This is a genomic window from Ruminococcus sp. RTP21484sp1_RTP21277st1_D2_RTP21277_210401 (assembly GCF_040924225.1).
Taxonomy (GTDB): Bacteria; Bacillota; Clostridia; order Lachnospirales; family Lachnospiraceae; genus Blautia_A; species Blautia_A faecis.
This window is the reverse complement of sequence record NZ_JBCOMJ010000003.1, coordinates 109,162-131,089: the sequence shown is the minus strand read 5'-3', so window position 1 is coordinate 131,089 and position 21,928 is coordinate 109,162. Positions and strand designations below refer to the sequence as shown.

General features: G+C 31.6%; 50 protein-coding genes. All 50 read left to right on the top strand.

Annotation, left to right across the window (positions count from 1 at the left end; genetic code table 11):
* The first annotated feature begins 1 nt into the window (after position 1).
* The 50 genes from AB5706_RS03275 to AB5706_RS03030 all read left to right on the top strand — a co-directional run bounded on the left by AB5706_RS03275 (position 2) and on the right by AB5706_RS03030 (position 21,725).
* Entirely contained in the window at positions 2-376 is a 375-nt protein-coding gene (locus AB5706_RS03275; protein ID WP_368365836.1) for a hypothetical protein, read from the top strand.
* A 20-nt stretch (positions 377-396) separates the two neighbouring features.
* Positions 397-681, top strand: coding sequence for a hypothetical protein (locus tag AB5706_RS03270; RefSeq protein ID WP_368365835.1), 285 nt, complete (start codon positions 397-399; stop codon positions 679-681).
* Positions 682-685: 4 nt separating this feature from the next.
* Positions 686-937 carry a hypothetical protein gene (locus AB5706_RS03265; RefSeq protein ID WP_368365834.1) on the top strand — a complete coding sequence of 84 codons (252 nt, stop codon included), beginning with the start codon at positions 686-688 and terminating at the stop codon, positions 935-937.
* A 35-nt stretch (positions 938-972) separates the two neighbouring features.
* A complete protein-coding gene (locus tag AB5706_RS03260) occupies positions 973-1,305 on the top strand; it encodes a hypothetical protein (RefSeq protein WP_368365833.1) in 333 nt (110 codons plus the stop codon).
* Between the two features lie 11 nt (positions 1,306-1,316).
* Complete coding sequence (locus tag AB5706_RS03255; RefSeq protein WP_368365832.1) at positions 1,317-1,469, top strand: hypothetical protein; 153 nt, start codon at positions 1,317-1,319, stop codon at positions 1,467-1,469.
* Positions 1,470-1,484: 15 nt separating this feature from the next.
* A complete protein-coding gene (locus AB5706_RS03250; RefSeq protein WP_368365831.1) occupies positions 1,485-1,766 on the top strand; it encodes a hypothetical protein in 282 nt (93 codons plus the stop codon).
* A 1-nt stretch (position 1,767) separates the two neighbouring features.
* On the top strand, positions 1,768-1,974 hold the full coding sequence (locus AB5706_RS03245; protein WP_368365830.1) for a hypothetical protein: 207 nt from the start codon (positions 1,768-1,770) through the stop codon (positions 1,972-1,974).
* Between the two features lie 2 nt (positions 1,975-1,976).
* Complete coding sequence (locus AB5706_RS03240) at positions 1,977-2,216, top strand: hypothetical protein (RefSeq protein WP_368365829.1); 240 nt, start codon at positions 1,977-1,979, stop codon at positions 2,214-2,216.
* A 17-nt stretch (positions 2,217-2,233) separates the two neighbouring features.
* Positions 2,234-2,470, top strand: coding sequence for a hypothetical protein (locus AB5706_RS03235; protein WP_118584142.1), 237 nt, complete (start codon positions 2,234-2,236; stop codon positions 2,468-2,470).
* A 114-nt stretch (positions 2,471-2,584) separates the two neighbouring features.
* Entirely contained in the window at positions 2,585-3,013 is a 429-nt protein-coding gene (locus AB5706_RS03230; RefSeq protein WP_368365828.1) for a LexA family protein, read from the top strand.
* A gap of 33 nt (positions 3,014-3,046) precedes the next feature.
* Positions 3,047-3,367, top strand: coding sequence for a hypothetical protein (locus AB5706_RS03225; RefSeq protein ID WP_368365827.1), 321 nt, complete (start codon positions 3,047-3,049; stop codon positions 3,365-3,367).
* 16 nt (positions 3,368-3,383) lie between these two features.
* A complete protein-coding gene (locus tag AB5706_RS03220; protein WP_368365826.1) occupies positions 3,384-3,944 on the top strand; it encodes a hypothetical protein in 561 nt (186 codons plus the stop codon).
* Entirely contained in the window at positions 3,937-4,113 is a 177-nt protein-coding gene (locus tag AB5706_RS03215; protein WP_368365825.1) for a hypothetical protein, read from the top strand. Before AB5706_RS03220 ends, AB5706_RS03215 begins: the two co-directional genes overlap by 8 nt.
* Before the next feature lie 15 nt (positions 4,114-4,128).
* On the top strand, positions 4,129-4,455 hold the full coding sequence (locus AB5706_RS03210) for a hypothetical protein (RefSeq protein ID WP_368365824.1): 327 nt from the start codon (positions 4,129-4,131) through the stop codon (positions 4,453-4,455).
* Between the two features lie 2 nt (positions 4,456-4,457).
* A complete protein-coding gene (locus AB5706_RS03205; protein ID WP_368365823.1) occupies positions 4,458-4,739 on the top strand; it encodes a DUF5983 family protein in 282 nt (93 codons plus the stop codon).
* A gap of 12 nt (positions 4,740-4,751) precedes the next feature.
* Positions 4,752-4,967, top strand: a complete 216-nt coding sequence (locus tag AB5706_RS03200; protein WP_368365822.1) for a hypothetical protein — start codon at positions 4,752-4,754, stop codon at positions 4,965-4,967.
* Positions 4,968-4,980: 13 nt separating this feature from the next.
* Complete coding sequence (locus AB5706_RS03195; protein WP_368365821.1) at positions 4,981-5,355, top strand: hypothetical protein; 375 nt, start codon at positions 4,981-4,983, stop codon at positions 5,353-5,355.
* 27 nt (positions 5,356-5,382) lie between these two features.
* The gene (locus AB5706_RS03190) at positions 5,383-5,568 is read left to right on the top strand and encodes a hypothetical protein (protein WP_313720752.1); all 186 of its coding nucleotides are present in this window, start codon (positions 5,383-5,385) and stop codon (positions 5,566-5,568) included.
* A gap of 32 nt (positions 5,569-5,600) precedes the next feature.
* Positions 5,601-5,873 (top strand): hypothetical protein, encoded by a 273-nt coding sequence (locus AB5706_RS03185; RefSeq protein ID WP_368365820.1) that lies wholly within the window; start codon positions 5,601-5,603, stop codon positions 5,871-5,873.
* A 25-nt stretch (positions 5,874-5,898) separates the two neighbouring features.
* Positions 5,899-6,096: a hypothetical protein gene (locus AB5706_RS03180; protein ID WP_368365819.1), complete on the top strand. Its 198-nt coding sequence runs from the start codon at positions 5,899-5,901 to the stop codon at positions 6,094-6,096.
* A gap of 27 nt (positions 6,097-6,123) precedes the next feature.
* The gene (locus tag AB5706_RS03175; protein ID WP_368365818.1) at positions 6,124-6,675 is read left to right on the top strand and encodes a hypothetical protein; all 552 of its coding nucleotides are present in this window, start codon (positions 6,124-6,126) and stop codon (positions 6,673-6,675) included.
* A gap of 12 nt (positions 6,676-6,687) precedes the next feature.
* Positions 6,688-7,008, top strand: coding sequence for a hypothetical protein (locus AB5706_RS03170; protein ID WP_368365817.1), 321 nt, complete (start codon positions 6,688-6,690; stop codon positions 7,006-7,008).
* Positions 6,968-7,231, top strand: a complete 264-nt coding sequence (locus AB5706_RS03165; protein WP_368365816.1) for a hypothetical protein — start codon at positions 6,968-6,970, stop codon at positions 7,229-7,231. Before AB5706_RS03170 ends, AB5706_RS03165 begins: the two co-directional genes overlap by 41 nt.
* A gap of 2 nt (positions 7,232-7,233) precedes the next feature.
* The gene (locus tag AB5706_RS03160; protein ID WP_313720761.1) at positions 7,234-7,752 is read left to right on the top strand and encodes a hypothetical protein; all 519 of its coding nucleotides are present in this window, start codon (positions 7,234-7,236) and stop codon (positions 7,750-7,752) included.
* Between the two features lie 239 nt (positions 7,753-7,991).
* On the top strand, positions 7,992-8,453 hold the full coding sequence (locus AB5706_RS03155; RefSeq protein WP_368365815.1) for a hypothetical protein: 462 nt from the start codon (positions 7,992-7,994) through the stop codon (positions 8,451-8,453).
* 193 nt (positions 8,454-8,646) lie between these two features.
* Positions 8,647-9,042 carry a hypothetical protein gene (locus tag AB5706_RS03150; RefSeq protein WP_368365814.1) on the top strand — a complete coding sequence of 132 codons (396 nt, stop codon included), beginning with the start codon at positions 8,647-8,649 and terminating at the stop codon, positions 9,040-9,042.
* A 233-nt stretch (positions 9,043-9,275) separates the two neighbouring features.
* Positions 9,276-9,560, top strand: a complete 285-nt coding sequence (locus AB5706_RS03145; RefSeq protein WP_368365813.1) for a hypothetical protein — start codon at positions 9,276-9,278, stop codon at positions 9,558-9,560.
* Positions 9,561-9,697: 137 nt separating this feature from the next.
* Complete coding sequence (locus tag AB5706_RS03140) at positions 9,698-10,456, top strand: hypothetical protein (protein WP_368365812.1); 759 nt, start codon at positions 9,698-9,700, stop codon at positions 10,454-10,456.
* Positions 10,457-10,528: 72 nt separating this feature from the next.
* The gene (locus AB5706_RS03135; protein WP_368365811.1) at positions 10,529-10,837 is read left to right on the top strand and encodes a hypothetical protein; all 309 of its coding nucleotides are present in this window, start codon (positions 10,529-10,531) and stop codon (positions 10,835-10,837) included.
* A 15-nt stretch (positions 10,838-10,852) separates the two neighbouring features.
* Positions 10,853-11,875, top strand: coding sequence for a tyrosine-type recombinase/integrase (locus AB5706_RS03130; protein WP_368365810.1), 1,023 nt, complete (start codon positions 10,853-10,855; stop codon positions 11,873-11,875).
* Complete coding sequence (locus AB5706_RS03125; RefSeq protein ID WP_313720773.1) at positions 11,876-12,094, top strand: type II toxin-antitoxin system HicA family toxin; 219 nt, start codon at positions 11,876-11,878, stop codon at positions 12,092-12,094.
* A gap of 66 nt (positions 12,095-12,160) precedes the next feature.
* Positions 12,161-12,523 (top strand): hypothetical protein, encoded by a 363-nt coding sequence (locus AB5706_RS03120; protein WP_368365809.1) that lies wholly within the window; start codon positions 12,161-12,163, stop codon positions 12,521-12,523.
* Positions 12,520-12,753, top strand: coding sequence for a hypothetical protein (locus AB5706_RS03115; protein WP_368365808.1), 234 nt, complete (start codon positions 12,520-12,522; stop codon positions 12,751-12,753). The genes AB5706_RS03120 and AB5706_RS03115 overlap by 4 nt, the downstream gene beginning before the upstream one ends.
* Positions 12,754-12,774: 21 nt before the next feature.
* A complete protein-coding gene (locus AB5706_RS03110) occupies positions 12,775-12,954 on the top strand; it encodes a hypothetical protein (protein WP_368365807.1) in 180 nt (59 codons plus the stop codon).
* Positions 12,955-12,980: 26 nt separating this feature from the next.
* Positions 12,981-13,586 (top strand): hypothetical protein, encoded by a 606-nt coding sequence (locus tag AB5706_RS03105; RefSeq protein WP_313720779.1) that lies wholly within the window; start codon positions 12,981-12,983, stop codon positions 13,584-13,586.
* Between the two features lie 18 nt (positions 13,587-13,604).
* A complete protein-coding gene (locus tag AB5706_RS03100; protein WP_118584216.1) occupies positions 13,605-13,856 on the top strand; it encodes a hypothetical protein in 252 nt (83 codons plus the stop codon).
* Positions 13,857-13,867: 11 nt separating this feature from the next.
* Positions 13,868-14,047, top strand: coding sequence for a hypothetical protein (locus AB5706_RS03095; RefSeq protein WP_118584217.1), 180 nt, complete (start codon positions 13,868-13,870; stop codon positions 14,045-14,047).
* Positions 14,048-14,078: 31 nt separating this feature from the next.
* Entirely contained in the window at positions 14,079-14,303 is a 225-nt protein-coding gene (locus AB5706_RS03090) for a hypothetical protein (protein WP_118584218.1), read from the top strand.
* A gap of 13 nt (positions 14,304-14,316) precedes the next feature.
* Positions 14,317-14,580 carry a hypothetical protein gene (locus tag AB5706_RS03085; RefSeq protein WP_313720782.1) on the top strand — a complete coding sequence of 88 codons (264 nt, stop codon included), beginning with the start codon at positions 14,317-14,319 and terminating at the stop codon, positions 14,578-14,580.
* Positions 14,581-14,616: 36 nt separating this feature from the next.
* Entirely contained in the window at positions 14,617-15,213 is a 597-nt protein-coding gene (locus AB5706_RS03080; protein WP_118584220.1) for a hypothetical protein, read from the top strand.
* A gap of 21 nt (positions 15,214-15,234) precedes the next feature.
* Complete coding sequence (locus tag AB5706_RS03075; RefSeq protein WP_118584221.1) at positions 15,235-15,480, top strand: hypothetical protein; 246 nt, start codon at positions 15,235-15,237, stop codon at positions 15,478-15,480.
* 23 nt (positions 15,481-15,503) lie between these two features.
* Positions 15,504-15,803, top strand: coding sequence for a hypothetical protein (locus AB5706_RS03070; RefSeq protein WP_118584222.1), 300 nt, complete (start codon positions 15,504-15,506; stop codon positions 15,801-15,803).
* A 76-nt stretch (positions 15,804-15,879) separates the two neighbouring features.
* The gene (locus AB5706_RS03065) at positions 15,880-16,320 is read left to right on the top strand and encodes a type II toxin-antitoxin system PemK/MazF family toxin (RefSeq protein WP_368365806.1); all 441 of its coding nucleotides are present in this window, start codon (positions 15,880-15,882) and stop codon (positions 16,318-16,320) included.
* The gene (locus AB5706_RS03060; RefSeq protein ID WP_368365805.1) at positions 16,308-16,568 is read left to right on the top strand and encodes a hypothetical protein; all 261 of its coding nucleotides are present in this window, start codon (positions 16,308-16,310) and stop codon (positions 16,566-16,568) included. Before AB5706_RS03065 ends, AB5706_RS03060 begins: the two co-directional genes overlap by 13 nt.
* A gap of 423 nt (positions 16,569-16,991) precedes the next feature.
* Positions 16,992-17,660 carry a hypothetical protein gene (locus tag AB5706_RS03055; protein ID WP_368365804.1) on the top strand — a complete coding sequence of 223 codons (669 nt, stop codon included), beginning with the start codon at positions 16,992-16,994 and terminating at the stop codon, positions 17,658-17,660.
* A 2-nt stretch (positions 17,661-17,662) separates the two neighbouring features.
* Positions 17,663-19,264, top strand: a complete 1,602-nt coding sequence (locus tag AB5706_RS03050) for a hypothetical protein (protein ID WP_368365803.1) — start codon at positions 17,663-17,665, stop codon at positions 19,262-19,264.
* Between the two features lie 244 nt (positions 19,265-19,508).
* Positions 19,509-19,919 carry a hypothetical protein gene (locus tag AB5706_RS03045; RefSeq protein WP_368365802.1) on the top strand — a complete coding sequence of 137 codons (411 nt, stop codon included), beginning with the start codon at positions 19,509-19,511 and terminating at the stop codon, positions 19,917-19,919.
* Between the two features lie 17 nt (positions 19,920-19,936).
* Positions 19,937-20,737, top strand: coding sequence for a hypothetical protein (locus AB5706_RS03040; RefSeq protein ID WP_368365801.1), 801 nt, complete (start codon positions 19,937-19,939; stop codon positions 20,735-20,737).
* 87 nt (positions 20,738-20,824) lie between these two features.
* On the top strand, positions 20,825-21,565 hold the full coding sequence (locus AB5706_RS03035) for a hypothetical protein (RefSeq protein WP_368365800.1): 741 nt from the start codon (positions 20,825-20,827) through the stop codon (positions 21,563-21,565).
* On the top strand, positions 21,552-21,725 hold the full coding sequence (locus AB5706_RS03030) for an AAA family ATPase (protein WP_368365799.1): 174 nt from the start codon (positions 21,552-21,554) through the stop codon (positions 21,723-21,725). Before AB5706_RS03035 ends, AB5706_RS03030 begins: the two co-directional genes overlap by 14 nt.
* The last annotated feature ends 203 nt before the right edge of the window (positions 21,726-21,928 follow it).

Genomic DNA, 21,928 nt, shown 5'->3' with positions numbered 1-21,928 from the left:
TATGATGACGATTGATCAGATAGTTAATAGCTTAGAAAAACTATCTAAAGGAACTGATTTTTTATTTAAGATTAGTGAGAATAAAAATGAAGAAATAGAATTGCTTGTGGATGGAGATAACCCTCAATGTGAAGATTGGTGTTTTTATATTACAATCGAAACTCCTGATACAGAGGAAGATTTAGCGAAAAGTCTTAGTAAGGAATTTTGGGATTTATACAACAATTATGATGTTGAGGAAAATGTTTACATGTGGTTAGAAGCGAAAAGAAACGGAATATCTGGTGTTCCAGGAGTGATTGATCTTGTACATAATGAAGAATATAAAGAAAAAGCATTGAGGAATTTTGCCGAGAAGATGGATTTTATGTGCTAAGTGAGATAAGAGCATGAGATTTGAAAAGGTTGGTGATATTGATGCAGGTGTTATTCAGAAAAGATAAACACACAAATGAAATTATTGCGTTTCTTCCTGAGATACCAGTAAACACCGGTATGATAATGAGTTATATGCACATAGGGCAGCACGATGAGGCTGCTCTTTCTTATTACTGGGATACAGTTAAAGCATATAAGGAAGAATATAATGATCTGTATGATGAGCTATGTGAAATATACGAAGAGAAATTACGAATAAAGCAAAGGATCAATTATGATTTGTTGAGAGATTCCTGGAGGTGAAAATATGACTTTTGATGAAACAGATTTTGCAAAACGTGTCCCAAAGAAAATATTAGACCTCACAAAAGAAAATATGGAAGTATATAATATGGGTTTATATGACTCGTTTAAAGAGGCTGTGCGTGAATTTTCAAAAACAGGAACTAAATTATGGAAAGCGTGGTATTATGATGATTTTAGAGAATACATACCATGCATTTATAATTCGGAATATTTAAATTTTAAGAAATACCCACTGAAATATAAAGATAAATAAAACAAGAATTTTGTAAAAGAAAGTGAGGTGGGACTATGACAAAAGAATTTGCAAGAGAAATAGCAGATAAATTTATAAAGGAGCATAATCCGGATTTGTGGGACGGATTAGGCAACATGCCTTCAAATTTTTCAAGTGAAATAGAGGTATATAATATATTTAATAAAGAAGTATATATGACAATTCAGTTTGAAATTGATGCAGACGAGGGCGGACGTTGGGCACATATTGTAAAATTATACAGTAATAAAGACGGATGCAATGATGAATTAATTGATGGTTATTTTGTAAACGGAATTAATTTAGCGGATTCTTTAGCAGAAACAATTGTGGACCTATGTGATGATTATAAAGAGCTTTACGAATAAAGGAGTTTGTTATGTTTGAAAATTATGAAGAATATCTAAACAGGACAAATCAAGAAGATAATCGGACCGCTTGGAAATGGTGGAAAATCGAAGTATGTGGAATGAGTGAAAAAGAGGCAATAAAGGCAAGTATAACCGAATATAAATCAATAAATTTTAAATAGAATGAGGTAAAAAATATGGCATTAATTAAATCTAGTGTTTTATTTCATGTAAAAGGAGCAAAGACTGTATCCAAGCAAAAAGTTAGCTTACGTCCGGTTGAGCATCACTATGAGACTGAAGGTGAAGTAGAATATATCAAATATAGCTGTCAATTATGTGAGAGTATTGCAAAATCATACCCTAATAAGCTTATGGACGAAGACAAGCAGTTTATTCAGTTTTCATTGCCAAAAGGAATTGATCGATGTCCTTGTTGTGGTGTATATATTAACTGGAATTATAAGGAGATAAGGTAAAATGAATAATGTGAATGTAAGAATAAAATATAGAACAGGTAAGTATACACCAATTAATGAAAATGTAGAAGAAGTTGTTTCGTGTTCTGAGTCACAAGCAATTCATGATTTAGTTTCAAAATTTCTATATTTCAATCCAAACTACAAAATTGAAATTATAGAGTCTGAAATTATAAAAAATAAAACAAGATTTTCAACGGAGGTATAAAAATGTCAAAATTAAATTGGAATATAGTTCATGAATGTGATGATGAAGATGGAAATCCAACTCAGTGGTATTCAGAAATTAATCATCCAAAATACGGAAAATATTGTTGGATTAATGATATGGGTGATTATTTTGGAGTAGAAGTTGATTATGGAGGCTTTACAGAATTTACAGAACTAGTTGAATGTAAGTCGCTTATAAGTGCAAAAAGATGGGTGGCTACACAGTTAAAGAAACGATGATTTGAAAGGAGGATAATATGGTTAAGGACGCAACATTTATTTCAGTTTGGGATGGTGGTTTCGAATTACTTAGCAGCTGTAAGGTAAACACAGAAACAAGAGAAGTATTTAATATTGAACAATTTGAAGATGCAGTTGACGATGATGGAGATGAGTTAGAAAACCTCATTAGAGAATATATAATTGTGAATGGTACAGAATACTGTGTTGAAAGTGCTGATTCTAAAACAGATAAAGATTATTGGTATAAATAAATTATAATATAAAGTGAATGATTGGAGTAGAATAATATACAGAGAATACAAATTTGAAAGAGCTGCTTGAAGATTATGAATTATGGCAGATTAGATAGTCTGGAGGTGTGAGATATGAAATATTATAAAACAACAGAAAAAATATATGATTTTTGTAAGTCTTACATAGATGAGCATGGTTACGCTCCAACAATAAGAGAAATCGGAAAGGGAGTTGGGCTTAGTAGTACATCAGTCGTACATAGACATATGCAACGATTATTTAGAAATGGTAGATTTGAAACAGAACATCCTGGAGAAGCAAGGGCATTCAGAGTTATATCACAAAACAGCAAATCAACAAATAAATCAATTGATAAAGATGGATTACTAGATTATATAAAGGAAGAATTTCCAGGAGTAATTGATACACATTGGAACTGGGATGTATTAGAAAATATTATTGATTATGCAACATCCAAATATAATGGAGAAGAGTTAATAAAATTTTTAATGAATATAATTCCAGAAGTTACATATGAAGAATATCTAATGTTTATGTAGAAATAAAAGTCGTATTTGATTGGAGGTAATTATATGTTTAGTGATTTATATAAAAAATATATTAATCAGAAAACAGCATTAAAAAATAGTATTATTGGAGAAATTCAGGATGACTATGATTTGTCTGACGAAGAATGTTGCGAATTATTAGATGAATACGGAAATGAGATTCAAAGTATTAATGCGGTATATGAAGATTATAGTACTGCTGCTATAGAAACAGCATATTCATTGGGACTTGTAAGTAAAGAAAACGAAGAATATTTTAATTTTGAAAAATTAGAAGAAGACCTTTTTGTAAATGACAATTTTATTCAATTAAAATCTGGGAAAGTTGTTTATATTACACAGTGATTATTTGGAGGTTATTATGACGAGAGATGAATTGCGGAAAGAATTAAAAACTGGTGTGAAATTAGAAGATATATTTGAATTCACAGAAGGTCAGGATTGTCTAATCTATAAAGGGAAATTTCTTCCTGGCATTATTGGAGATGATATTTGTTATATTTCTGATCTTTCTTTAGTTGATATCCAAGTTAATAAGAGTATTGTCAAAAGTTATGAAATTGATAGCGTTATGGGTCGGTGTTATACAACAAACGACTTTATAAAAGAATGCAATGGGCATGAAAATATTGCAGAAGATTTATTTAATTATGTTGATTGGCAAACTCCTGATATTAATGATTTTATGGAAGGGTACGATGATAAGGAGCAGTTTTTTAAAGAATATAGATTTCCTATGGACGATTTGTTTGTAACAGAAGAAATGAAAGATTTATTATCCAGAGTTGCAGATTTAGCAGCACAGGCTTCAGATGAGGTTTATGACGATGACGATGATAATGGAACCTATGGAATTCTTTCTCTTTGCGACCAGCTATATGAGAAGATTAATAGATACTTGGAGCGTGATAGCGATGACTAAATATCAGCAAGCGAAAAATAAAATACGTGATCTGGCTGCAGATTGGCAGTCGGATTTTGGAAACAACAATTACTCCTGGTCGGAATTACTCCAATGGCAGGAGTTTTTTAGTACAAAGGCAAAACGATATGGATTGGTAAATGAATTTCGTGAGAACGGAATTATTTGAAAGGAGAAGATATAGATGAAAGAGACAATTGAGTATTTAAAAAAGGACCGGAAAGTAAATGACACTTTTATGAAAAAGCTTCAGAAAGTAGGATTTGAAATTGATTATACACGATGTGGTTATTGGAATAATGTAGAATGCGTTCGGATTGGAAGAAGCTGCATACCCTTGTATGAAACACACTTTTCTGACAATGGAAATTCAGAGTCACTGGATTACAGATATCAAAATGACGTAATTAAAGACATTTACAATGCACTTGAAAAAGAAAAGAGAAAAGCAGAAGAATCAGATAAGATGGTTGACGATTTCTTTGCAAAACTTGGATTAAAGGAGGGTTAACAATGGAAATTGCAAAAATGTGGACACTGAGTACAGCGCATATTTCAAAAGAAACAGACAAATGGTTAATAGGGCAAGTAAAAGAACCGACTGAGGGATTATGTGTGTATGAAAAAACTGGTGGATATTTTGTTTATGTGCCAGATGATTTTGATTATGAAGAAATGAATCTTCCGGAAGATATTGAAACAATAATTGCTTTTGCAATTGGATGTGGAGTAGATTGGATCTGTCTTGATTCCGATGGTCCGATTGAGAATGGATTTAAAACATATGAATGGTGAGGTAATTAAAGTATGACTGAATTGGAAAAACAAAAATGTCACAAACTTATGTGGGAAGGAATTAGGAACGGAAGAGAAGCGCAAGATGTTTTTAAGCGAACAAATATTTCTGAGGTGCAGATGCGGTTTGCAGATCAGAAACAAGGCTATGCCCAAGGAATTAACCAGGCACTTGCTTACATTGGTTATAGCCATCCAGATATGAAAATGTTATGGGATGTAATTTGAAAAAGGTGATTAAATGAGAGAAGAATGGGTTTGTACAGATTCAGATAGCAGTCAATATTGTAAGATAAATTCAGATGGAACATATAGTTTCATAGAAAAAGTATGGTTGGATACCTGTAAGGGAGATCCTGGGTATCCGGATAAATCATATACAGTAAAAACTGCTTTGGTCGATCTCGATGATTATACAGAACATGAAAAAGAATGCAACATTTCTGGATATTACGATTCTATTGAAGAATTAAAAGAAATTTATGGTGATTATTCTGACCAGATTATTGCAGAATGCATTTTTGAAGAAATGACAGATGGCAGTGCTTCAACAACAGAAATGCTGACAGAAAAAGAAGCAGATGATTATATCCAGAAATATATTTCAGAAAGATAAAATCGAGTTTTTACGGAGGTAGCAAAAATGGGAACGACAGTTGGAGATTTGCTTTCATTACAAAATGGTTCTTTTGGAACAGTAAAAATATACAATAGAAAGGAAATATTTTCAGGATCTGTTAAAAAAGCCATGGAATTATATTCTAAGTACAATGTGGTGAGCTTTGGAACAAATTGGTATGAAGATTTGTGTATATATGTAGAAGATTAATATGAAATCAACTTTTTATCGGAGGTGCGAAAATGAATTATAAATACGAAATAAAAGTAAAAAGTGGAACAGGTCAATATTATGATTATGATAACTGTGATTGTTTAATTAAAAAATGTGAAACGCCGTTTCTTCCGAGAATAGGCGAAACCATTCAAATTAGTTTTAATGAGACAAATCCAAAAACAGGAAAGAAATGTATACAATATTATAAATTCTTAGTTCGTGATATTCAGTATTGGATTAATGAAGATAAGAATGGAATATATGTTTATGTAGTTCCAATTGATGGTTACAAATGTTAATACCCAAAGTCTGGAGGTAAGCGAAATGGCAGAAATTACAGTATTTGATTTATGTAGTTTATATATAGAACATGATGAAGAAGTAATCATATGGAATGTTCAAGAAGAAAAAGAAGTATTTAGAGGAACATTTGCAGAAGCCATGTATAGTAGCGAGTTTGCAGATTATATTGTGAGTAGTTTTGGAATTGAAAATGGAATTATATGTATCAATATTGACTGATAAAATACATGTTTTGTGGAGGCTGAAATGGACAAAAGATATTGGACAGCTGAAGAAGAGAAATATATGAATAAATATTATTTGCGACAGCCTAACAAGCGAACTGCAAAAGCTCTCAATCGAACAGTTGAATCTGTTCGGAAGAAAGCTGCTAGAATGGGAATCAATACATATTATGATGGGTATCTGAGCGCTAGAGTACTTGGAAGATGCTTTAGTACGAATGAGAGAGCAGTAAAAAGATGGGTGGAAAAATTCAATCTTCCTGCAATCAAGGTAAAAGAACCAAACCGTACAAGATATCAGATAGATCCAGAGCAATTTTGGAAATGGGCAGATACTCACCGAAGTATAATCAATTGGTCTGGTTATGATTTATGTTCCATTCTTCCAGAACCACGTTGGGTTGAATTTGAGCAAGCGAGATATAAAACAAAACGTCATGGGCAAAGGTTTACGGACAATGAAATTGTTAGGATAAAACATATGAAGCACCGTGGATTAAATACAAAAGAAATTGCTGCAGAGATGGGAAGAACGGAAGTGAGTATTAGACACGTATTAAAAAAGATTGCATAAGGAGTGATAAATATGATGAATTATAAACCTAAACATGGCGATATGGAACTTTGGTTAATTTGCGCCGCGATTAATGGAGATAATGATAAAATTTTAAAAATGGCTAAAAGCGAGAAAGATGGAACATATCCGGTAAAATTTGAAGTTGGCGGAATTGAATTGGACTTTTCAGTAGTTGCAAAGAGAATTGAGGATTCTATTGATGAGCTGGTTGCATCAAAAGCACAAGAATTTCTGGATGATAAATATGAAAATTTAATTAAAGGTATAAGTGATATCCAGGAACGAATATATGATCAGAAAGAGAAGTTTTTCAAATACAAAGATGAGTGAGGTAAGTAAAATAGACCGGCTTGATAAGGTAATTGGCTATTTGAAAAGTAACACAACATCGGAAAGATCCGATGGAGATCAACTTATTCAATTGGCATGTAATTGTATTAAATATGCAGATTTCTACACAGGACGTAGTTCTAAGAACTGGACAGCAAGGGAACTATTTGATGGGGTATTAACAGAGGACCAGATAAAAGAAATTTTTGATTCGGAGGTGTGATTATGGTTGACAAGCGAAATAATAATAAAAAATATGTGATGATTGTTACAAGTGAGGATGAAAGATATAATCCAAATGCTCCACATGATGGGGTTGGTGTTCAGCTCGGATTCTTTGTAGATCATCCCTGGGAAGGCAGATTTGAATGTTGCATAGATGGAGACAATTTTAGAGAGCTAAGTGAAGAAATAGAAAAAGCTGATGTTGAAGGGCTTTTTTATCAGCTTTATGAGAACGAAGACGGAAATCGTATTGGATATGGCACAGTTGATTATGATGCTATCCAGGACGAGATTGATGAATACGAAGCTAAGAACATGGAAAACATTGAGGCTTTGTCATATAATGTCCAGTACGGAGATGAAATACTTTTAACAACACCACATTTAGGATACGCTGGCATGTGTAAATATTATTTTCAACAGCAGATACTTGATGGTATATTTGATGAAAACTGGAATATTAAACCGGGAGAGAGAAGATATGTCGCAAACAAAATTGTCATTGAACCAGTAAAATGATGGAGGTATTAAGAATTAAGAATGGAAAATTATTATAAACGTACTTTTGATGGTGCTGTTTTCACAGAAGAGAAATTAAAAATATTTTACCTACAAATACTAAGTATAAAAGAAAATAATTTTCACGCATGGCTTAATGAGAATCTGGCTAAGGGAAATCTTAAAATTATTTCCATGATCGAGTATACAAGAAAATTGATTAATGATTACAATAGTATAAAATGAGCGGAGGCAGAATAATGGGAAGCTTTAGTTGGTTAAGAGCAGATAGAACTACAAAGAGAAGTAATCTCACTAAAGGAGATCGCTACAAGATACTTATTCCAAAGGAATTTGGTGGCGGATTTATCAAAGATACATACTATGATTATGGACATGTTTTTCATGGGACAGAAAATGAAGCAGATCTATATGGGATTCTGGCATATTGGAATGGTTGTGAGGGTATGGATTATTCGTATGAATGTGGGCATTATCCAAAAACAATGGAAGAAATCATAAAATATGGAAATACATGTAAACAATCAAATAGATGTAAAGGAATTTGTATTGGATGCGATGATAAAGATATTGATAAATTGAAATTCCCATTAAAACTTGTTTCGGCATCCTATAACAGAGCTTATGAAGAATGTGAAGGTAGAAGTTATAGAGATCCAGAACAGGGATTTGTAAAGACTTACTGGGGTAAAGATGAATAACTCAATATACATAGAATATAACTCAATATTTCGTCCATCAAAGGAAACAATACGCAAAAATAAAAAGTTATGGGAAACTATTGAACAGAATGTTTCAATACAAAGATGTGAAAATGGATTTAATGCAGAAATTAAAAATCTAGACTTAACGTTTTTGAATGACATAAAATGAGAGTTTTAAAGAGGTGACATAATGGAAATAATCATTGTTACAGGTCAACGAAATGGAAGTTTATATCTTGCAGGGAATTATGAACATGTAAAGTATTTTCCAGAACAAAGCACATTACATCCTTATAAACTATCTGAAAAAATTTTGAAATTATGTGATACGTATTTTAAAGCAAATGAAGATTTGATTATAACCACATACTCTGAAATTGTATTAGATTCTGTTAGGTTATGGGGAGCAAGAACTGGACACTGTGATATTTTGAAATGTATTAACTGCATGGATAATGGAGAAATCCGCACATCTGGATTTAATGAATACGGAGAGATGGATGTTTGGGAAAACGGAATATTTGACATTAAAAAAGTTATCCTAAAAGAATTGTTTGATATTAAAAGAGGGAAAATAAATAGTTGAAAAATTGCTTTCAAGGTGAAGAATGGAGATGACAATATGACATTAAGGGAATTAGAATTTTTTAAAAATGTAAATAAGATCGCGGAATTGCGTTGATAGTTTTATTGTCAACCCATCAAAAGAATTTTTCGATTGGTTAAAATTATGGTTCAAAGAGAAATATAAAATAGAGCTTAATTGCAATAATACAGGAAGCGTTATGTGGAGTAATAATTTTAGCGAGGAATAGATACATGGATGACATAGAAGAATTAAAAATTTATATAAGGCAACTCGAAGATGAGAATCTTCGATTAAAAAATTCTATAAAAGCTCTCAGAAAAAATAATGCTGGAATGTTGAAGGGAATAAAAAAATTACAAAGTTATGTGCATGAGTTAAAAATTAAAGGGAATCAGTATATGGATGACATAGATATTATCATAGAAGTTGATGGATGGACAATTAAGACAAACACAGATATGATTGAAGAAGATGTGATTCGGCAGCGAATGGGATTGAAACCTAAAAACGAGTAGATAAGCGATCAGATTAATTTCTGGTCGCTTTTGTAAAAGTTGGATTTTACAAGAGAAATCTACTGACAATATGAGATAAATTTGGTATGATTTAAGAAATTAATTGTACGTGAAATAATTGGAATGGAGGAAAGAAAATGTCACATTATGCAAATGATGATCGGTTTGATCATATCTTTTTTTACGATTCTGATGATTTCTTGAGTAGTAATAAGAAAATATTAGCATCTCAACTAGAACAATTTGCAGAAATGTTTGAAAAAGGTAGAAAAAGAGAGTTTGGATATTCAAAATTTATGCTTATTTATGGTTGTACAACAGATGACTATGAGAGGGACATTTTTAATTATGAATGCTTAGAGTTTAAAGGTGTCATGACAAATGAAGAGAAAGAGTTTTTTAAGGAACTTTTATTTGTAAAAAATGCACAACCATACATAGATGCAGGTTATCTTGTATACGATGGAAAAAAGACTAAGCCACCTATACATGCATATGCTCCAGCAACAACAGATGATTACTGGTTTCCAACGGAAAAATGTAAAATTGACTACGAAAAATATGTAGAGGAAAAGAAGCAGAAAAAATACAATGAAGCTTTGAGGAAAGCAGCTATAGAAGCCGGTGTATTGTCAACGGATGGAACAGGAAAACCAGCGGAATTTTGTAACCCAGATTGTTATACAAATATTCCTTTTTTCACAGCCGATCAGATTAAAATAGGATTAGGATTACTTGTTGTATCCGGAATACTTCTTATTACAATATTTGCACCTTTTATTGTATTAATTTGGGTTTGGTATCTTTGTGACGTTTATAAAGATTATAAACAAAGGCAATTTGCAGCAGAGCGATATTATAGAGCCACACATGGACTTCCATATAATAAAAAATAATATTTACAATAGAAACAGCTTACATAAATGTAGGCTGTTTTTGTATTTAAGAAAACCGGAGGTATAAGCGAAATGAAGAATATAAGATTATTACAGGCTGCCAGTTCAGAATGTACAAATAAAACTTTTATCATAAGAATGTGTGAATGTGTAAAGGATAGGTTACTGGAACTACAAATGCGAACAACATTTCGTCCTACAAGTGTTAACGAAGAAACGCTTTGTGAATGGGAAGAAATTGCTGATGTAGCAAATGATATTTTGAAAAAATATAAAGAGGATGAAATTGATGATGAATTAGAAGATATGATTGTAGATATGAAAGAAAAAATATTGGATTACCATATGAACTACCAGGGAATAAGCAAATTGGTAATATAAAGCGAGGTGATATAAATGATAGGCAGAATGGAGATTGAAGTTAAATATATAAATAACATTAATCGGCTCCTAAAAAATGAGCCAGAATATATGGAATTGTTTAATGTATTTATGATTGCAGATGATAAAACGGCAAAGACAAGATTAAACTACATTAACAATGTAGTAAGGTTTATACATTATCTAAAAGATTCTGGATATCCAACGGAAACTATAGATGATATTGGAAGATTAAATATAGAAACTATAAGAAAGTATATTGTAGACGATGATAATCATATAATTATGAAAAATGGAAAAATTTCTGATTCTTATAAATATATTAGATATTTTTCTTTAAATTGCTTTTTTAAGTTTTTGGAAGATGGGGATCATATCAGTAAAAATCCAATGAGAAAAATTAAAACTCCAAGTAATGAGAGAATGAAGAAAAAAGTATACCTAGATGTTGATGAGGTAAAAGAGATTGAAAAAAATGTATCTTCCGGAAACACTAAAAGAAGTAGATTATATCTTTCTCAGTGGAATGAGAGAGACGAAGCTATAATTAACCTTGGATTCCACAAGGCTCTGCGTGTTTCTGCAATAATATCAATTAATATTGATGATATTAATTGGGAAGACAAGTCTTTGAGTGTTATTGAAAAGGGAAATAAACCAAGGCATGTCCGCCTCAGTGATGGTACAATTAAGATACTTCAAAGTTGGGTTCAGAAGCGAAATGAATATGTTAGGGAAAATGGAGTAGAAAGTCCTGCGCTATTTATTTCAAATAAGTCTGGTAGAATTTCTCAAAAAACAGTTGGAAGGATACTAAGAGCATATGCCGGTGACATTAATAAAGAAAAAAGAATTGTCCCACATACAATGCGTAGTTCAACCGGAACGAATTATTATTTAAAAACCGGTAATGCTAGAGCGGTACAGCAATTACTTGGACAAAAGAGTTTAGCAGCAACACAGAAATATTTGGATGATACAGTTCAGCAGAGAAGAGAAATTGCTGACGCAGTAGAAGATTTATATGGAGATGATTAAATGAGCAAAAGTTTAGATGATATATTAAGAAACAAGGGAGACTTAAAACCACGCCAGGTTGAAAAGATATTCAATGCAAATGGGTGGTACATAGTCAGGACAAATAATCATAATATATATAAGAAGAAAGGCAGATCGGAGTTGGTAATAGCTCCGATTGGCAATATGAACTGGAAAACATTTCGTGACACTTGCAAGAGATGCGGTATGGCAATGTAAGGGAAATTATGGTATGATGGAAGTAATTCAAGTTGGTAAAATCAAAGTTTTAGAGGAAGTGGTTAAATGAACTACGAACAGTACGATAGATATGTTTATACTAAAAACGATCTTGAGAAGTATTTAGAAAAATTTAATCAAGACATAGAGCAACAGAAACTAGAGATTATAGAATTCGAAAAACGTGCAAAAGAAAGAATTGCTTTAATTGACAACTGGGAGCAACAGAAGAATTTTATAATATTAGGACGAACCTATAAAGATGGGAAGAAAAAAGGTATTCTTTTAATAAAAAGATATCCTGATCAATCACAGAGAGACGAAAGATACGAGTTTGATAAAGTTGCAGATATGAGAAAAAAAATGTTAAAACTTGAAGATAAATATTCTGGTGTTGATTGGTCTAAATTTGAAAGGGATGTTAAATGAAAAAAATAGAATTGTCAGATGTGCAAAAATTAGAGAACGGAATCAAAGTATATGTTGAATGCGTTGGAGCTGAATGGTATTTTTCAGATAAGGAAAAATACAAAACGTGGAATGTAAAACAAGAAGATGGACTTCATTATGAGGTTGAAACTGAGGATAATACGATAAGTTTTCCATATAATTATGATTATAGTGGAAGTGGGATGGATATTGCATGTTATATTGAATAATATGAAACAGAGGTGTTGAATATGAAACAATTATATGTCGTTAAGGATGTCCCAAAATACGAGGATGATGTATCAAGTTATATTTACATTGTAAAGGCAAATGATTATAAAGAAGCTATTGAAATAGTAAAAGAGAAAACAGGGATAACCACTTTTTCTTTTGATGCTGAATTAGCAGATAATGATGAGGTATGGGAGTAAAATTTAACTTTTACAGAGGTAGAAATATGGAATCGGAATTATTAAAATTGAAAAATAATTATGAATTTTGGGATTTGTTTTTTAAATTAGATAATAACGAAGAGATTTCTTTTAATGATTTAGAATATTTGATTTGGTCGATTATAAAACTGAAGTATGAAAATTTAAATAATGATGAAAAAATTGAACTAAAAAAAAGTATTGTAGAAAACAGAATGATACATTGTATTCAAAAATTCGAGCAATATTTTAATAAAAATTATATTAACGGTCTTATAAAAGAAAGTAAATATAGAGAGTGGTTTAAGTTAGAAGGAAGCCATATTATTGATTCATATTATTTTATTGATCCTGTTAATAGATATTTGAAAAAAATATTATTTGAACAGTTATTTGAGCATACAGAAGTAAGCGATGGTGGAAATAAAGATTTTTCAGAAATAGGTATAGATGACTTTGGTACTAGATTTTGTGTTAATTATGGCGTGTCTGAAGATAAAATAAGTTTAGCACAAGATTATGTTTATGAATATATGGAAAATGTAAAAGAAAATATAAAGAAAACAAATATTGCTGGCAAATTAATTAATGCAAATGAAAATCAAAAGTATATACAAGATAGTATTTTATAACTTCTATGGAGGTAGAAAATGTATTTAAAGTCAAATAGGGCTGGTGTCGTTGTAGAACGAATTGGAAGCAAAAGACAGCACAAATATAAACTTACAGAAAAGTCAATCACAATGGTTTCTGCAGGAACATTGGTTATACCGGTACATTTTCTTAGCGACAACTTTCAATTGTATAACCAAAATTGTAATGAGTTAATACAGCCAGAAGGGAACTTTTGGATTACTGCTGAGACCATTGATCCGTATCATGTGGTAATTGATATGTTTTAAGGAGATATAAAATGATAGACGAATATGGAAGAATCAATACAAAATCTCAAGCTATAAGGGAATTTAAAACAGAGCAAATGGCTTATCTATTAAATGACATAAATATAAATCCAGAGAAATATCCAAGTAATTATGAAGATTGGCTTAAATGGCTAGATGAAGTTAGTGGAGACTCTGTGGAAAAATTATAATATAAAATGACGATTTGAAGGGAGATATAAGATGGCAAGATTAAAATGGAACATAGTTCACGAGTGTGACGATGACAACGGAAATCCAACTCAATGGGCTGCTGAAATAAATCATCCGGATTATGGAAGATTCGTTTGGATTGACGATGAAGGTGAGAAGTTTGGAGTATACAGTGGAAAGAACTGTAATACAAAATTGGCGGAATGTAAATCTCTTGCAAGTGCGAAGAGATGGGTTGCGACATATATATTTTGAACGGAGGCGACATATGAGAACATTATATGATGAATACACATCTGGCATATTAGCAGAATATGCATATTGCATTCAGTTAGGGCATGATATGCATATTGGAGACACATATCCTATTGGTAAAATTTGGAATGGCGTTGGAAACATTTCTGAAATTTTAAGAAACCGAAAAATTTCAGTAGAAGATGAGGACGGAGAAATATATACATTGTTTTTTAGAATTATCAAGAAAAAATCGCAAATATTAAGAACTACGGTAGAAATTATTGATGCAGATTGATTAATAAAACAGATATTTAATCGGAGGTATTAGTTCGTGAAAGCAGAATACTTAGAACAGCTAATGACTATATACGATAAATGCATAGTTGAAAAGAACAAGTTAACCGAGAAAGATAAAGAAAATATTTTATTAGCAGTCGTTGATGGGCTTTTGCCGGCAGAAGATAAATATGAAATTTATCTTTTTAAAATGAAATGTGAAGCTCACAAAGTATTTAATGAATTTCATAAGTGGTGCATGAGTGGAAAACCTGTCAGAACATTTGAGGAATATGAAAATTTTTATAAAAATACACTAAATAATATATTTGTTTATCAAGTGTATGAAATAATATATGATGTGTTTCATCCTATTGTAATAAAAAAGAATTTTACATATTTGGATAAACATAATAATAATGTGATTTTCAATGATGAATTTATAATGGCTGCCCTTAAAAGTGAATTATATAAAAAAATGGTATTTAAAGAACAGGTAGAAACCATAGATTGGGAACGTAAATACTCACCAGATGAAAGTAAATTTAGGTTTGCAACGTTAGTGTCTTATAATGAATATGGCGACCCATTTATATATAATGAACCTGAATATCACCTGTATTCTGATAAAAAAGACAGAATACTATTTTAACAGAGCAAAGGAGATAACGCTATGGAAGAGCCACCAATAAGGCAAACAAAATATGAATATGAATATGGACTTTGCAAGCGAATGCATTATAGAGGACTATGGTTGGTTCAGTATGACGGTTATCCTGGTGAAATGAAGAAGACAAAAATGGCTTGTTCTTGTGTACAAGATGGTTGTGATAAGGATTGTGCAGTAATGGAAACGGCAGATGAAGTAATTCCAATTGATTGGGAATGGCACATGCTGGATAAACCACCGATTGGATGAGACTTTATAAAGGAGAGGAAATTATGAGTTACTATAATACAATTAGGTTGTTAAAAGGAACGGCATTCCTTACGACAAGGGAATATAAAAATTTTGAGCCTGGTGATACAATATGGGGAAATGATTCTGATGCAGAAGAGATTTCTCGATGGAATGAAGATGAGAAAGAAAAGGCTTTAGATGCATTGAAAAAATACAAATGCAGTTATCAAGAATCGAATGGAATGTATGATATTGAAGAATATGCATTAGAGTATTTTGATTCAGATGAAGATGGAGAGTTTGTTGCAGGATCTGATTATGATATTGCAGAAACAGAATGAAAATATAATGATTATACTTAGACATCACATTATGTGGTGTCTTTTTTATACTAAAAACGAAAGGAAGTGAGAAGTAGTGGACGAATACAAACAGTTTGATATTGTTTACGCTGATCTTTCTAGTAAAGGAACCATAGGATCTGAGCAGAAAGGTATACGACCTGTGATAATCATTCAAAATGATACCGGCAACATTCACAGTCCAACTGTTCTTGTAATGGCGCTTACAAAGGAACTTAAGAAAGCAAATCAGCCAACCCACTACATAATTAGAAAGAATAATGTAAATGGGTTAAAATTTGATTCGATGGTATTAGGGGAGACTATTACACAGATCTCAAAGCAGCGTATTAAACAGAAAATTGGTGTAGTAGATAATACCGCAGATAAAGATGGAATTATTGGTGCATACATGGCTAATCTTACTGGAAAAAGCAGATATGGAAAGCCATTATGGACAAAGATTACACAGCTTTTCTGCAAATTGGTTAAGGAGGGGCAGGTATGTGCGAATTAAATAAGATGGAGGCAATGGAACTTATAAAAGGGATTATTGGAAGTAAAGTTTGTGCAATGTATTACAATAAAAAGAAAGGTATATCTTCAAAATCTAAGAAAATTGGAAAGAGGAGGGTAGAGAAAAATATTCAGAATGCAAAGACTATTACTTATAGCGATTCTGAATATATCAGGAAGATAGAGCTTCATGGAATCAAAGGGAAATTCAAATTTTCTCCATGCAGCTCTATTGTTATTCTGTTCTGATCGAACAAAAATCGAACAAAAGTTCGAAAATGTTAAATTATACCTTTTTATTGGTACGATAAAGTGGTATAATCAAATACATAAAAGAACAAATGTTCTGATTTTTAATCGACATTGATCTTATAAAGAAAAATGCCCTACCAGCAGAAAGTTTGGCGACCGTCGGCTGATAGGACAGGGTTTTCTGTACCCACGGATGGATACATACATATTATGTAGCAATTCAATGGAAATGTCAATATTTTCCAATTCTAATCTCTTGCTATTCAGTAAGAGAAATTCCGTGAGTATAACTGTATATTAAATATGCTATTTGCTAAAAATGGAATTGTTATCTTTTTAAGAATAATTTCATTCTCTTTTTAGAAGCGAATAGTGTATTTAGTATACGCAAATTTTGAATGTTAAAAAGGAGAATGAATTATGGGATCAGAGAAATGGAGTAAAAATGAGAAACTTACAGAAGATGAAGTAAATAACATAGTTGACTTTTTCTATAAAGACAAAGGAAAGGAACTTAAAAAAATTTGCAACCAGATACTTCATATAATTTGGAATGATATTCCAGATTATTACAGAGATGATTTTGAATCTTTAGCAGGATATATTATCACATTTTGCCTGGAGTCTTATGATCCAACTACAGGACCGTTTAGAGCATATGTTTATCCGTATATGCAAAAGAAATTTATCAGCTATATTTATGGAATTAATTCTCTTAAACGAGGTGGTGACGGAAATTGGGACCCTGAAAAACGTGATGAAAATGGCGAAAAAGTCAAAAAAAGCGTGAGAGTAAAAACTGTCAGTATCTATGACAAAATAGACTCTGATTCAGATATTACATATGCAGACACAATTCAATGTGAAAAAGATGTTGAAGAAATTATTTTTGAGGATAAAAAAGATTCAAGATTAGAAGCATGTATTAACAAACTCAATAAAACACAAAAGAAAATAGTTTCTCTGATGATTGATGGTTATAAGCCAAACGAGATTCAAGAGAAATTGCAACTTACTAACAAACAGTACTTTGATTATGTAACCGACATGAGAACTTCAGAATTTAGATTAGCATTGGAGGAAGACTAATTATGTTATGTATCAAACCAAACAAAAACGAAAAGATGGTAAGAGATCAGAAATTTCTTAAAACTCTTCTTGGTAAGTTGGATAGAGGTGAAATTAGAAGAGATTTTTGGCTGCAGAGAAAATCTACTCAGTGGAATAATCAGATTCGTGATCAGGCAATTGTAACAACTGTACAGGGTGAAGATATTGATCCAGTGAAAATCTGTGAAGAAATTCGCGAAGGTAAACCATCTCAAAAGTGGATTGTGGATGGTGGAAACAGATTTGAAGCATGGAATACCTTCTATAATAATGTGTTTGCTCTTGGGAAAAATCTTGAAAATTACATTGTTCCATACGAGGCAACCAAAAAGGATGAAAACGGAAATGTAGTTAAAGATGAAGATGGTTATCCAATTATGGAAGAGCTTGAGTTTGATCTTCGTGGAAAGCGCTATAAAGATCTTCCTATGGAGCTTAAAGAGAGATTTAATAACTATAAGGTAATTTATGTAGAGCATTCAAACTGTACAGAAAGTAGAATGGGGTATCATATTCGAAGATATAACAACCAGAAGAATATGAATAAAAATCAGAAATCCGTTACATATATGGAACAGACTGCAAAATGGACAAAGGAAATTACGAGTTCCAATCCATTCTTTAAAGAGCTTCCGTGTTATCATGGAGCTTCTGAAAAGAACAGTGATCCAGAGAGAGTAATGCTTGATACTGCAATGATTATCTTTTTCAAAGATGAATGGAAAAGTAATGCAGAGAAAAATGCTTTATATGTGGAAACAAACGGAGAAAAGGATCAGTTCAATCTTCTTGATAACTATCTCGGAAGAATGTATGTGTTAGTTGAAGATGATGATGAACTCTCAAAGCTTTTTGAAAAGAAAGATGCACCAATGTGGATTGCTCTGTTCGATAAATTCTCAAAACTTGAAATGGACGACTCTAAGTTTAAAGAATTTTTAAAGGCATTTGTTGGCGGTTTAAGAGAAACCAAAATTAATGGAGAATCTTTCGATGAAATTAAGGGAAATAAATCTACAAAGAACAGAAATACAATCTTTGGAAAATTAGAGTATCTTGAATCTCTTATGATGGATTTCTTTTCTATTAATAAGGAAGATATTGTTGAATCTTTTGAGACAACAGACAGATTTGATGCATTTGCAACAAAGTTTGAGAACACAGAATTAATGGAAGCACTTGGCGTTCCAATGGGAAATGATATTGATCGTATTGCTGCACAGACGCTTATGACAGTATGTGGAAAGACAGATTTTTCTGATAAGGCAATTCAGGAATTTATCACTGCTGACGAATATACAGAAGATAATATTGAAGATGTAGACCTGTACCTGGATGAAGTGAATGAATGGAGTTTGGAGCTTCCGGCTGGTACCACACTTCTCAAGGCAAAATACGTTCCTGCAATGGTAGGATTCGTAAAATATACATATGATAACGATACAAATACAGATGCTCTTAATTGGTTTAAAGATTATGCTTTCCAGTGTACAAAACCAGAAAACGATGTTCAGAAACTTCTCAATGATATGAAAGAAGACTTCAATTCATATTTAACATACAAAGAAAATAAGACAGCGTAAGGCAGGTGGTGATAAATATGGCTATATTTTGTAGGCATCCCAAAAGTGTAATTGTCGCAAAATCTAACGTAATTCAGTTTGATCAAAGTGGATTTCCTATGAGACTGGAGACTATGGAGTGTTTGGTTTGCGGCAAAAGATATTATGCTTGGAATTATATTAAGAAAAGCGAACTTGATGAACTGAGCACAGGAAAATCTGTGCTCTGTAAATGGGAGAACGTGGAATGATTTGAGGTGATTTTATGATTATTATATGTCTATTGATTATTATATTATGTACAACATTTACAATTCTGGGGACTATAGATGATATAAGTAGTAAATGGATATTCCCTATTTGTGTTATTGGATTTGCTATATCAATTTTAGGAACGATTATTTGTGTACCTGATATGATAATTACACATTGTAATACAAATAAAAAAATTTATACAAAACAACTTGAATATGAATCACTTGTAAAACAATGTCAGACTGTTTCAAGTAATTATGAGGACGTTTCAAAGGCAAACGTAATCCAAAAAGTATACGAATGGAACGCAGAAGTATATGATGAAAAATATTGGGGAAATAACATTTGGACCAATTGGTTTTGGAATCAAAAAGTTGTAGATTCACTTGAATATATTAATTTGGAAGACTATGGATTATAAAATGAAAGGAGAATTTTATGGGTAAATTTAAAATTGGAGATAAGGTAATTGTAACGGAACATAATGATAATATGACAAAACCATGTGCTAGCTCCAACAAAGATGTTTTTAATTTAATTGGAACAATATGTAATGTACATTATTCCGATTGGGTAGATGGAAGTACATCTTATGGAGTTAAATTTGAAAAAGATATTGGTGGGCATGACTGTGCTGAAAATTGTAAATTTGGTTATGGACAGTATATAAATGAAAAATATTTAAAATTATACGATGAAAAGAAAAGTGAGGATAAAACTATGCAGAAAGAGAAACATGAAAAGAAACCACTGGAGCAGCAGATCAAAGAGAAATACGAAAGTAAAAGAAATGTATTAAATGCAAGAATTGGATTTACAGGTGGACACGAACAAACTTTAGTTCCTAAAAAAGTTTATCATGATTCAATGACTAGCACAATTGCAATTGATTTTGGCGATGTTGTTGGAAAAATTAAAGCAAAACCAATTGCTAATGATAAGTATGATCCAAGTGTAGCATTCAATATTATTGCTGCAAAGGCAATTTATAAAAGATTTAGTTTTCCGTTTGAGTCTGATATGAGTTCTTTTGAAGCAAAAATAACTGCAAAATATTTATTACATAAAAATTCCGGTATTGCACTTGATAAATACGTAAAATATCTTAAAAATATGGTGCAGATATTTTTACATGAGGATGCAGAATTAGAAAAGGCAGAACAGATTCGTAAAAATCAGAAAGCTAAAAACAGAATTCGAAAAGAAAGACAGAAACAGAGAAGACAGAATAGAAAATGAGATTAAATTAAATATTAAATAAGAAGAGTAGGGTGTCAGGTGATAAACTTGGCACTCTATTTTTTTATGTAAGGCAGGTGAGAATATGTGAGTTGTTTAATTAGATATAATTACCAGTATGTGTATATTGATAGCGAAAGTAAAATGAAACTTGGATCTAAAGTTAGAGCAAAAGTTTTCGATGATCAGAAAGCCAAAAATCTTATTAAAAATCCACCAAAAAACATGCGGTTATATAAGTTTGAACTTGAACCTCTGACAGAAGGAAAAACAGAGCAAGAAATTAAACAAGAACAAATACTTCAAAGAGCAGCTGAACATGCTAAGAAAACCGGATGTTATACGGAACTAAAAGAAAATCTGATTGAAGAAGCGAAACCAGAAGTAAAGCAAGAGGAAAAAATTGAGAATAAACCAATTATCAAAGAAGAGAATCATAACAACAACATAGATAATTGGCTCAAAAAGTTACATAGCTGTAATGGAATTAAAGAGGAAGCTAGAGAGCGAATTGAATATCTTTACAAAAAATTAAGTCTAATAGACCAGGCGCAGGATATTTTCTTACATGTTATTGAGAGTAATGAGCATCCAAATGCATCTATGGCATATAAGGAGAGAATGAAATTATCTGAGATAAGGAAAAAAAGAAGGCAAATTAAAAATGAGTTAGCCGTTGTACAAATGATCATATCTAATAATACGTCCTCTAAATTATATGAACGAATGATTGCAGTGTCAGAGAATATACAGAATCCTCAGAATATTAATATTAAATACACGAATGAGTTAACAGATGACTTAATAAATCAATTTGAAAGGATGTGAAATATTGGGCAGGAAATTTAAAATCATTCGAAACTACTGGGAAGAGGATCAAATATTATACCGGAAGGCAAATATAGAAATTAATCCTGGATTAACAATCCTGGTTGGATGTAATGGATCTGGTAAAACGACATTAATACATCAATTACAGAACATTTAAAAATTATGATGAATACTCAAAATTCATTTGTGCATCAAGGGAAATTAAAGATAAAAGATATGGAGTTAAGAAAGGAGAATAATTATGTTTGTAAAAGCACAGAACGGAAAAAGATTTATTAATCTGGCTAATGTAACAGATGTTTATTCAGAAAGAAAAACTGAAGGTGGTAAACAAAAATATGTGTTGTACTTCGATAAGAT

What these genes read in the sequence shown, in the direction of transcription:
- AB5706_RS03195 (WP_368365821.1), top strand. Translation starts at nt 4,981, where the DNA reads ATGAGAGAAGAATGGGTTTGTACAGATTCAGATAGCAGTCAATATTGT.
- AB5706_RS03255 (WP_368365832.1), top strand. Translation starts at nt 1,317, where the DNA reads ATGTTTGAAAATTATGAAGAATATCTAAACAGGACAAATCAAGAAGAT.
- AB5706_RS03210 (WP_368365824.1), top strand. Translation starts at nt 4,129, where the DNA reads ATGAAAGAGACAATTGAGTATTTAAAAAAGGACCGGAAAGTAAATGAC.
- AB5706_RS03230 (WP_368365828.1), top strand. Translation starts at nt 2,585, where the DNA reads ATGAAATATTATAAAACAACAGAAAAAATATATGATTTTTGTAAGTCT.
- AB5706_RS03060 (WP_368365805.1), top strand. Translation starts at nt 16,308, where the DNA reads ATGTGCGAATTAAATAAGATGGAGGCAATGGAACTTATAAAAGGGATT.
- AB5706_RS03235 (WP_118584142.1), top strand. Translation starts at nt 2,234, where the DNA reads ATGGTTAAGGACGCAACATTTATTTCAGTTTGGGATGGTGGTTTCGAA.
- AB5706_RS03165 (WP_368365816.1), top strand. Translation starts at nt 6,968, where the DNA reads ATGATCAGAAAGAGAAGTTTTTCAAATACAAAGATGAGTGAGGTAAGT.
- AB5706_RS03120 (WP_368365809.1), top strand. Translation starts at nt 12,161, where the DNA reads ATGAACTACGAACAGTACGATAGATATGTTTATACTAAAAACGATCTT.
- AB5706_RS03250 (WP_368365831.1), top strand. Translation starts at nt 1,485, where the DNA reads ATGGCATTAATTAAATCTAGTGTTTTATTTCATGTAAAAGGAGCAAAG.
- AB5706_RS03265 (WP_368365834.1), top strand. Translation starts at nt 686, where the DNA reads ATGACTTTTGATGAAACAGATTTTGCAAAACGTGTCCCAAAGAAAATA.
- AB5706_RS03135 (WP_368365811.1), top strand. Translation starts at nt 10,529, where the DNA reads ATGAAGAATATAAGATTATTACAGGCTGCCAGTTCAGAATGTACAAAT.
- AB5706_RS03150 (WP_368365814.1), top strand. Translation starts at nt 8,647, where the DNA reads ATGGAAATAATCATTGTTACAGGTCAACGAAATGGAAGTTTATATCTT.
- AB5706_RS03040 (WP_368365801.1), top strand. Translation starts at nt 19,937, where the DNA reads ATGGGTAAATTTAAAATTGGAGATAAGGTAATTGTAACGGAACATAAT.
- AB5706_RS03105 (WP_313720779.1), top strand. Translation starts at nt 12,981, where the DNA reads ATGGAATCGGAATTATTAAAATTGAAAAATAATTATGAATTTTGGGAT.
- AB5706_RS03190 (WP_313720752.1), top strand. Translation starts at nt 5,383, where the DNA reads ATGGGAACGACAGTTGGAGATTTGCTTTCATTACAAAATGGTTCTTTT.
- AB5706_RS03205 (WP_368365823.1), top strand. Translation starts at nt 4,458, where the DNA reads ATGGAAATTGCAAAAATGTGGACACTGAGTACAGCGCATATTTCAAAA.
- AB5706_RS03215 (WP_368365825.1), top strand. Translation starts at nt 3,937, where the DNA reads ATGACTAAATATCAGCAAGCGAAAAATAAAATACGTGATCTGGCTGCA.
- AB5706_RS03050 (WP_368365803.1), top strand. Translation starts at nt 17,663, where the DNA reads ATGTTATGTATCAAACCAAACAAAAACGAAAAGATGGTAAGAGATCAG.
- AB5706_RS03180 (WP_368365819.1), top strand. Translation starts at nt 5,899, where the DNA reads ATGGCAGAAATTACAGTATTTGATTTATGTAGTTTATATATAGAACAT.
- AB5706_RS03225 (WP_368365827.1), top strand. Translation starts at nt 3,047, where the DNA reads ATGTTTAGTGATTTATATAAAAAATATATTAATCAGAAAACAGCATTA.
- AB5706_RS03200 (WP_368365822.1), top strand. Translation starts at nt 4,752, where the DNA reads ATGACTGAATTGGAAAAACAAAAATGTCACAAACTTATGTGGGAAGGA.
- AB5706_RS03090 (WP_118584218.1), top strand. Translation starts at nt 14,079, where the DNA reads ATGGCAAGATTAAAATGGAACATAGTTCACGAGTGTGACGATGACAAC.
- AB5706_RS03140 (WP_368365812.1), top strand. Translation starts at nt 9,698, where the DNA reads ATGTCACATTATGCAAATGATGATCGGTTTGATCATATCTTTTTTTAC.
- AB5706_RS03175 (WP_368365818.1), top strand. Translation starts at nt 6,124, where the DNA reads ATGGACAAAAGATATTGGACAGCTGAAGAAGAGAAATATATGAATAAA.
- AB5706_RS03240 (WP_368365829.1), top strand. Translation starts at nt 1,977, where the DNA reads ATGTCAAAATTAAATTGGAATATAGTTCATGAATGTGATGATGAAGAT.
- AB5706_RS03160 (WP_313720761.1), top strand. Translation starts at nt 7,234, where the DNA reads ATGGTTGACAAGCGAAATAATAATAAAAAATATGTGATGATTGTTACA.
- AB5706_RS03170 (WP_368365817.1), top strand. Translation starts at nt 6,688, where the DNA reads ATGATGAATTATAAACCTAAACATGGCGATATGGAACTTTGGTTAATT.
- AB5706_RS03095 (WP_118584217.1), top strand. Translation starts at nt 13,868, where the DNA reads ATGATAGACGAATATGGAAGAATCAATACAAAATCTCAAGCTATAAGG.
- AB5706_RS03070 (WP_118584222.1), top strand. Translation starts at nt 15,504, where the DNA reads ATGAGTTACTATAATACAATTAGGTTGTTAAAAGGAACGGCATTCCTT.
- AB5706_RS03055 (WP_368365804.1), top strand. Translation starts at nt 16,992, where the DNA reads ATGGGATCAGAGAAATGGAGTAAAAATGAGAAACTTACAGAAGATGAA.
- AB5706_RS03220 (WP_368365826.1), top strand. Translation starts at nt 3,384, where the DNA reads ATGACGAGAGATGAATTGCGGAAAGAATTAAAAACTGGTGTGAAATTA.
- AB5706_RS03130 (WP_368365810.1), top strand. Translation starts at nt 10,853, where the DNA reads ATGATAGGCAGAATGGAGATTGAAGTTAAATATATAAATAACATTAAT.
- AB5706_RS03155 (WP_368365815.1), top strand. Translation starts at nt 7,992, where the DNA reads ATGGGAAGCTTTAGTTGGTTAAGAGCAGATAGAACTACAAAGAGAAGT.
- AB5706_RS03260 (WP_368365833.1), top strand. Translation starts at nt 973, where the DNA reads ATGACAAAAGAATTTGCAAGAGAAATAGCAGATAAATTTATAAAGGAG.
- AB5706_RS03100 (WP_118584216.1), top strand. Translation starts at nt 13,605, where the DNA reads ATGTATTTAAAGTCAAATAGGGCTGGTGTCGTTGTAGAACGAATTGGA.
- AB5706_RS03145 (WP_368365813.1), top strand. Translation starts at nt 9,276, where the DNA reads ATGGATGACATAGAAGAATTAAAAATTTATATAAGGCAACTCGAAGAT.
- AB5706_RS03115 (WP_368365808.1), top strand. Translation starts at nt 12,520, where the DNA reads ATGAAAAAAATAGAATTGTCAGATGTGCAAAAATTAGAGAACGGAATC.
- AB5706_RS03125 (WP_313720773.1), top strand. Translation starts at nt 11,876, where the DNA reads ATGAGCAAAAGTTTAGATGATATATTAAGAAACAAGGGAGACTTAAAA.
- AB5706_RS03075 (WP_118584221.1), top strand. Translation starts at nt 15,235, where the DNA reads ATGGAAGAGCCACCAATAAGGCAAACAAAATATGAATATGAATATGGA.
- AB5706_RS03085 (WP_313720782.1), top strand. Translation starts at nt 14,317, where the DNA reads ATGAGAACATTATATGATGAATACACATCTGGCATATTAGCAGAATAT.
- AB5706_RS03185 (WP_368365820.1), top strand. Translation starts at nt 5,601, where the DNA reads ATGAATTATAAATACGAAATAAAAGTAAAAAGTGGAACAGGTCAATAT.
- AB5706_RS03245 (WP_368365830.1), top strand. Translation starts at nt 1,768, where the DNA reads ATGAATAATGTGAATGTAAGAATAAAATATAGAACAGGTAAGTATACA.
- AB5706_RS03275 (WP_368365836.1), top strand. Translation starts at nt 2, where the DNA reads ATGATGACGATTGATCAGATAGTTAATAGCTTAGAAAAACTATCTAAA.
- AB5706_RS03045 (WP_368365802.1), top strand. Translation starts at nt 19,509, where the DNA reads ATGATTATTATATGTCTATTGATTATTATATTATGTACAACATTTACA.
- AB5706_RS03110 (WP_368365807.1), top strand. Translation starts at nt 12,775, where the DNA reads ATGAAACAATTATATGTCGTTAAGGATGTCCCAAAATACGAGGATGAT.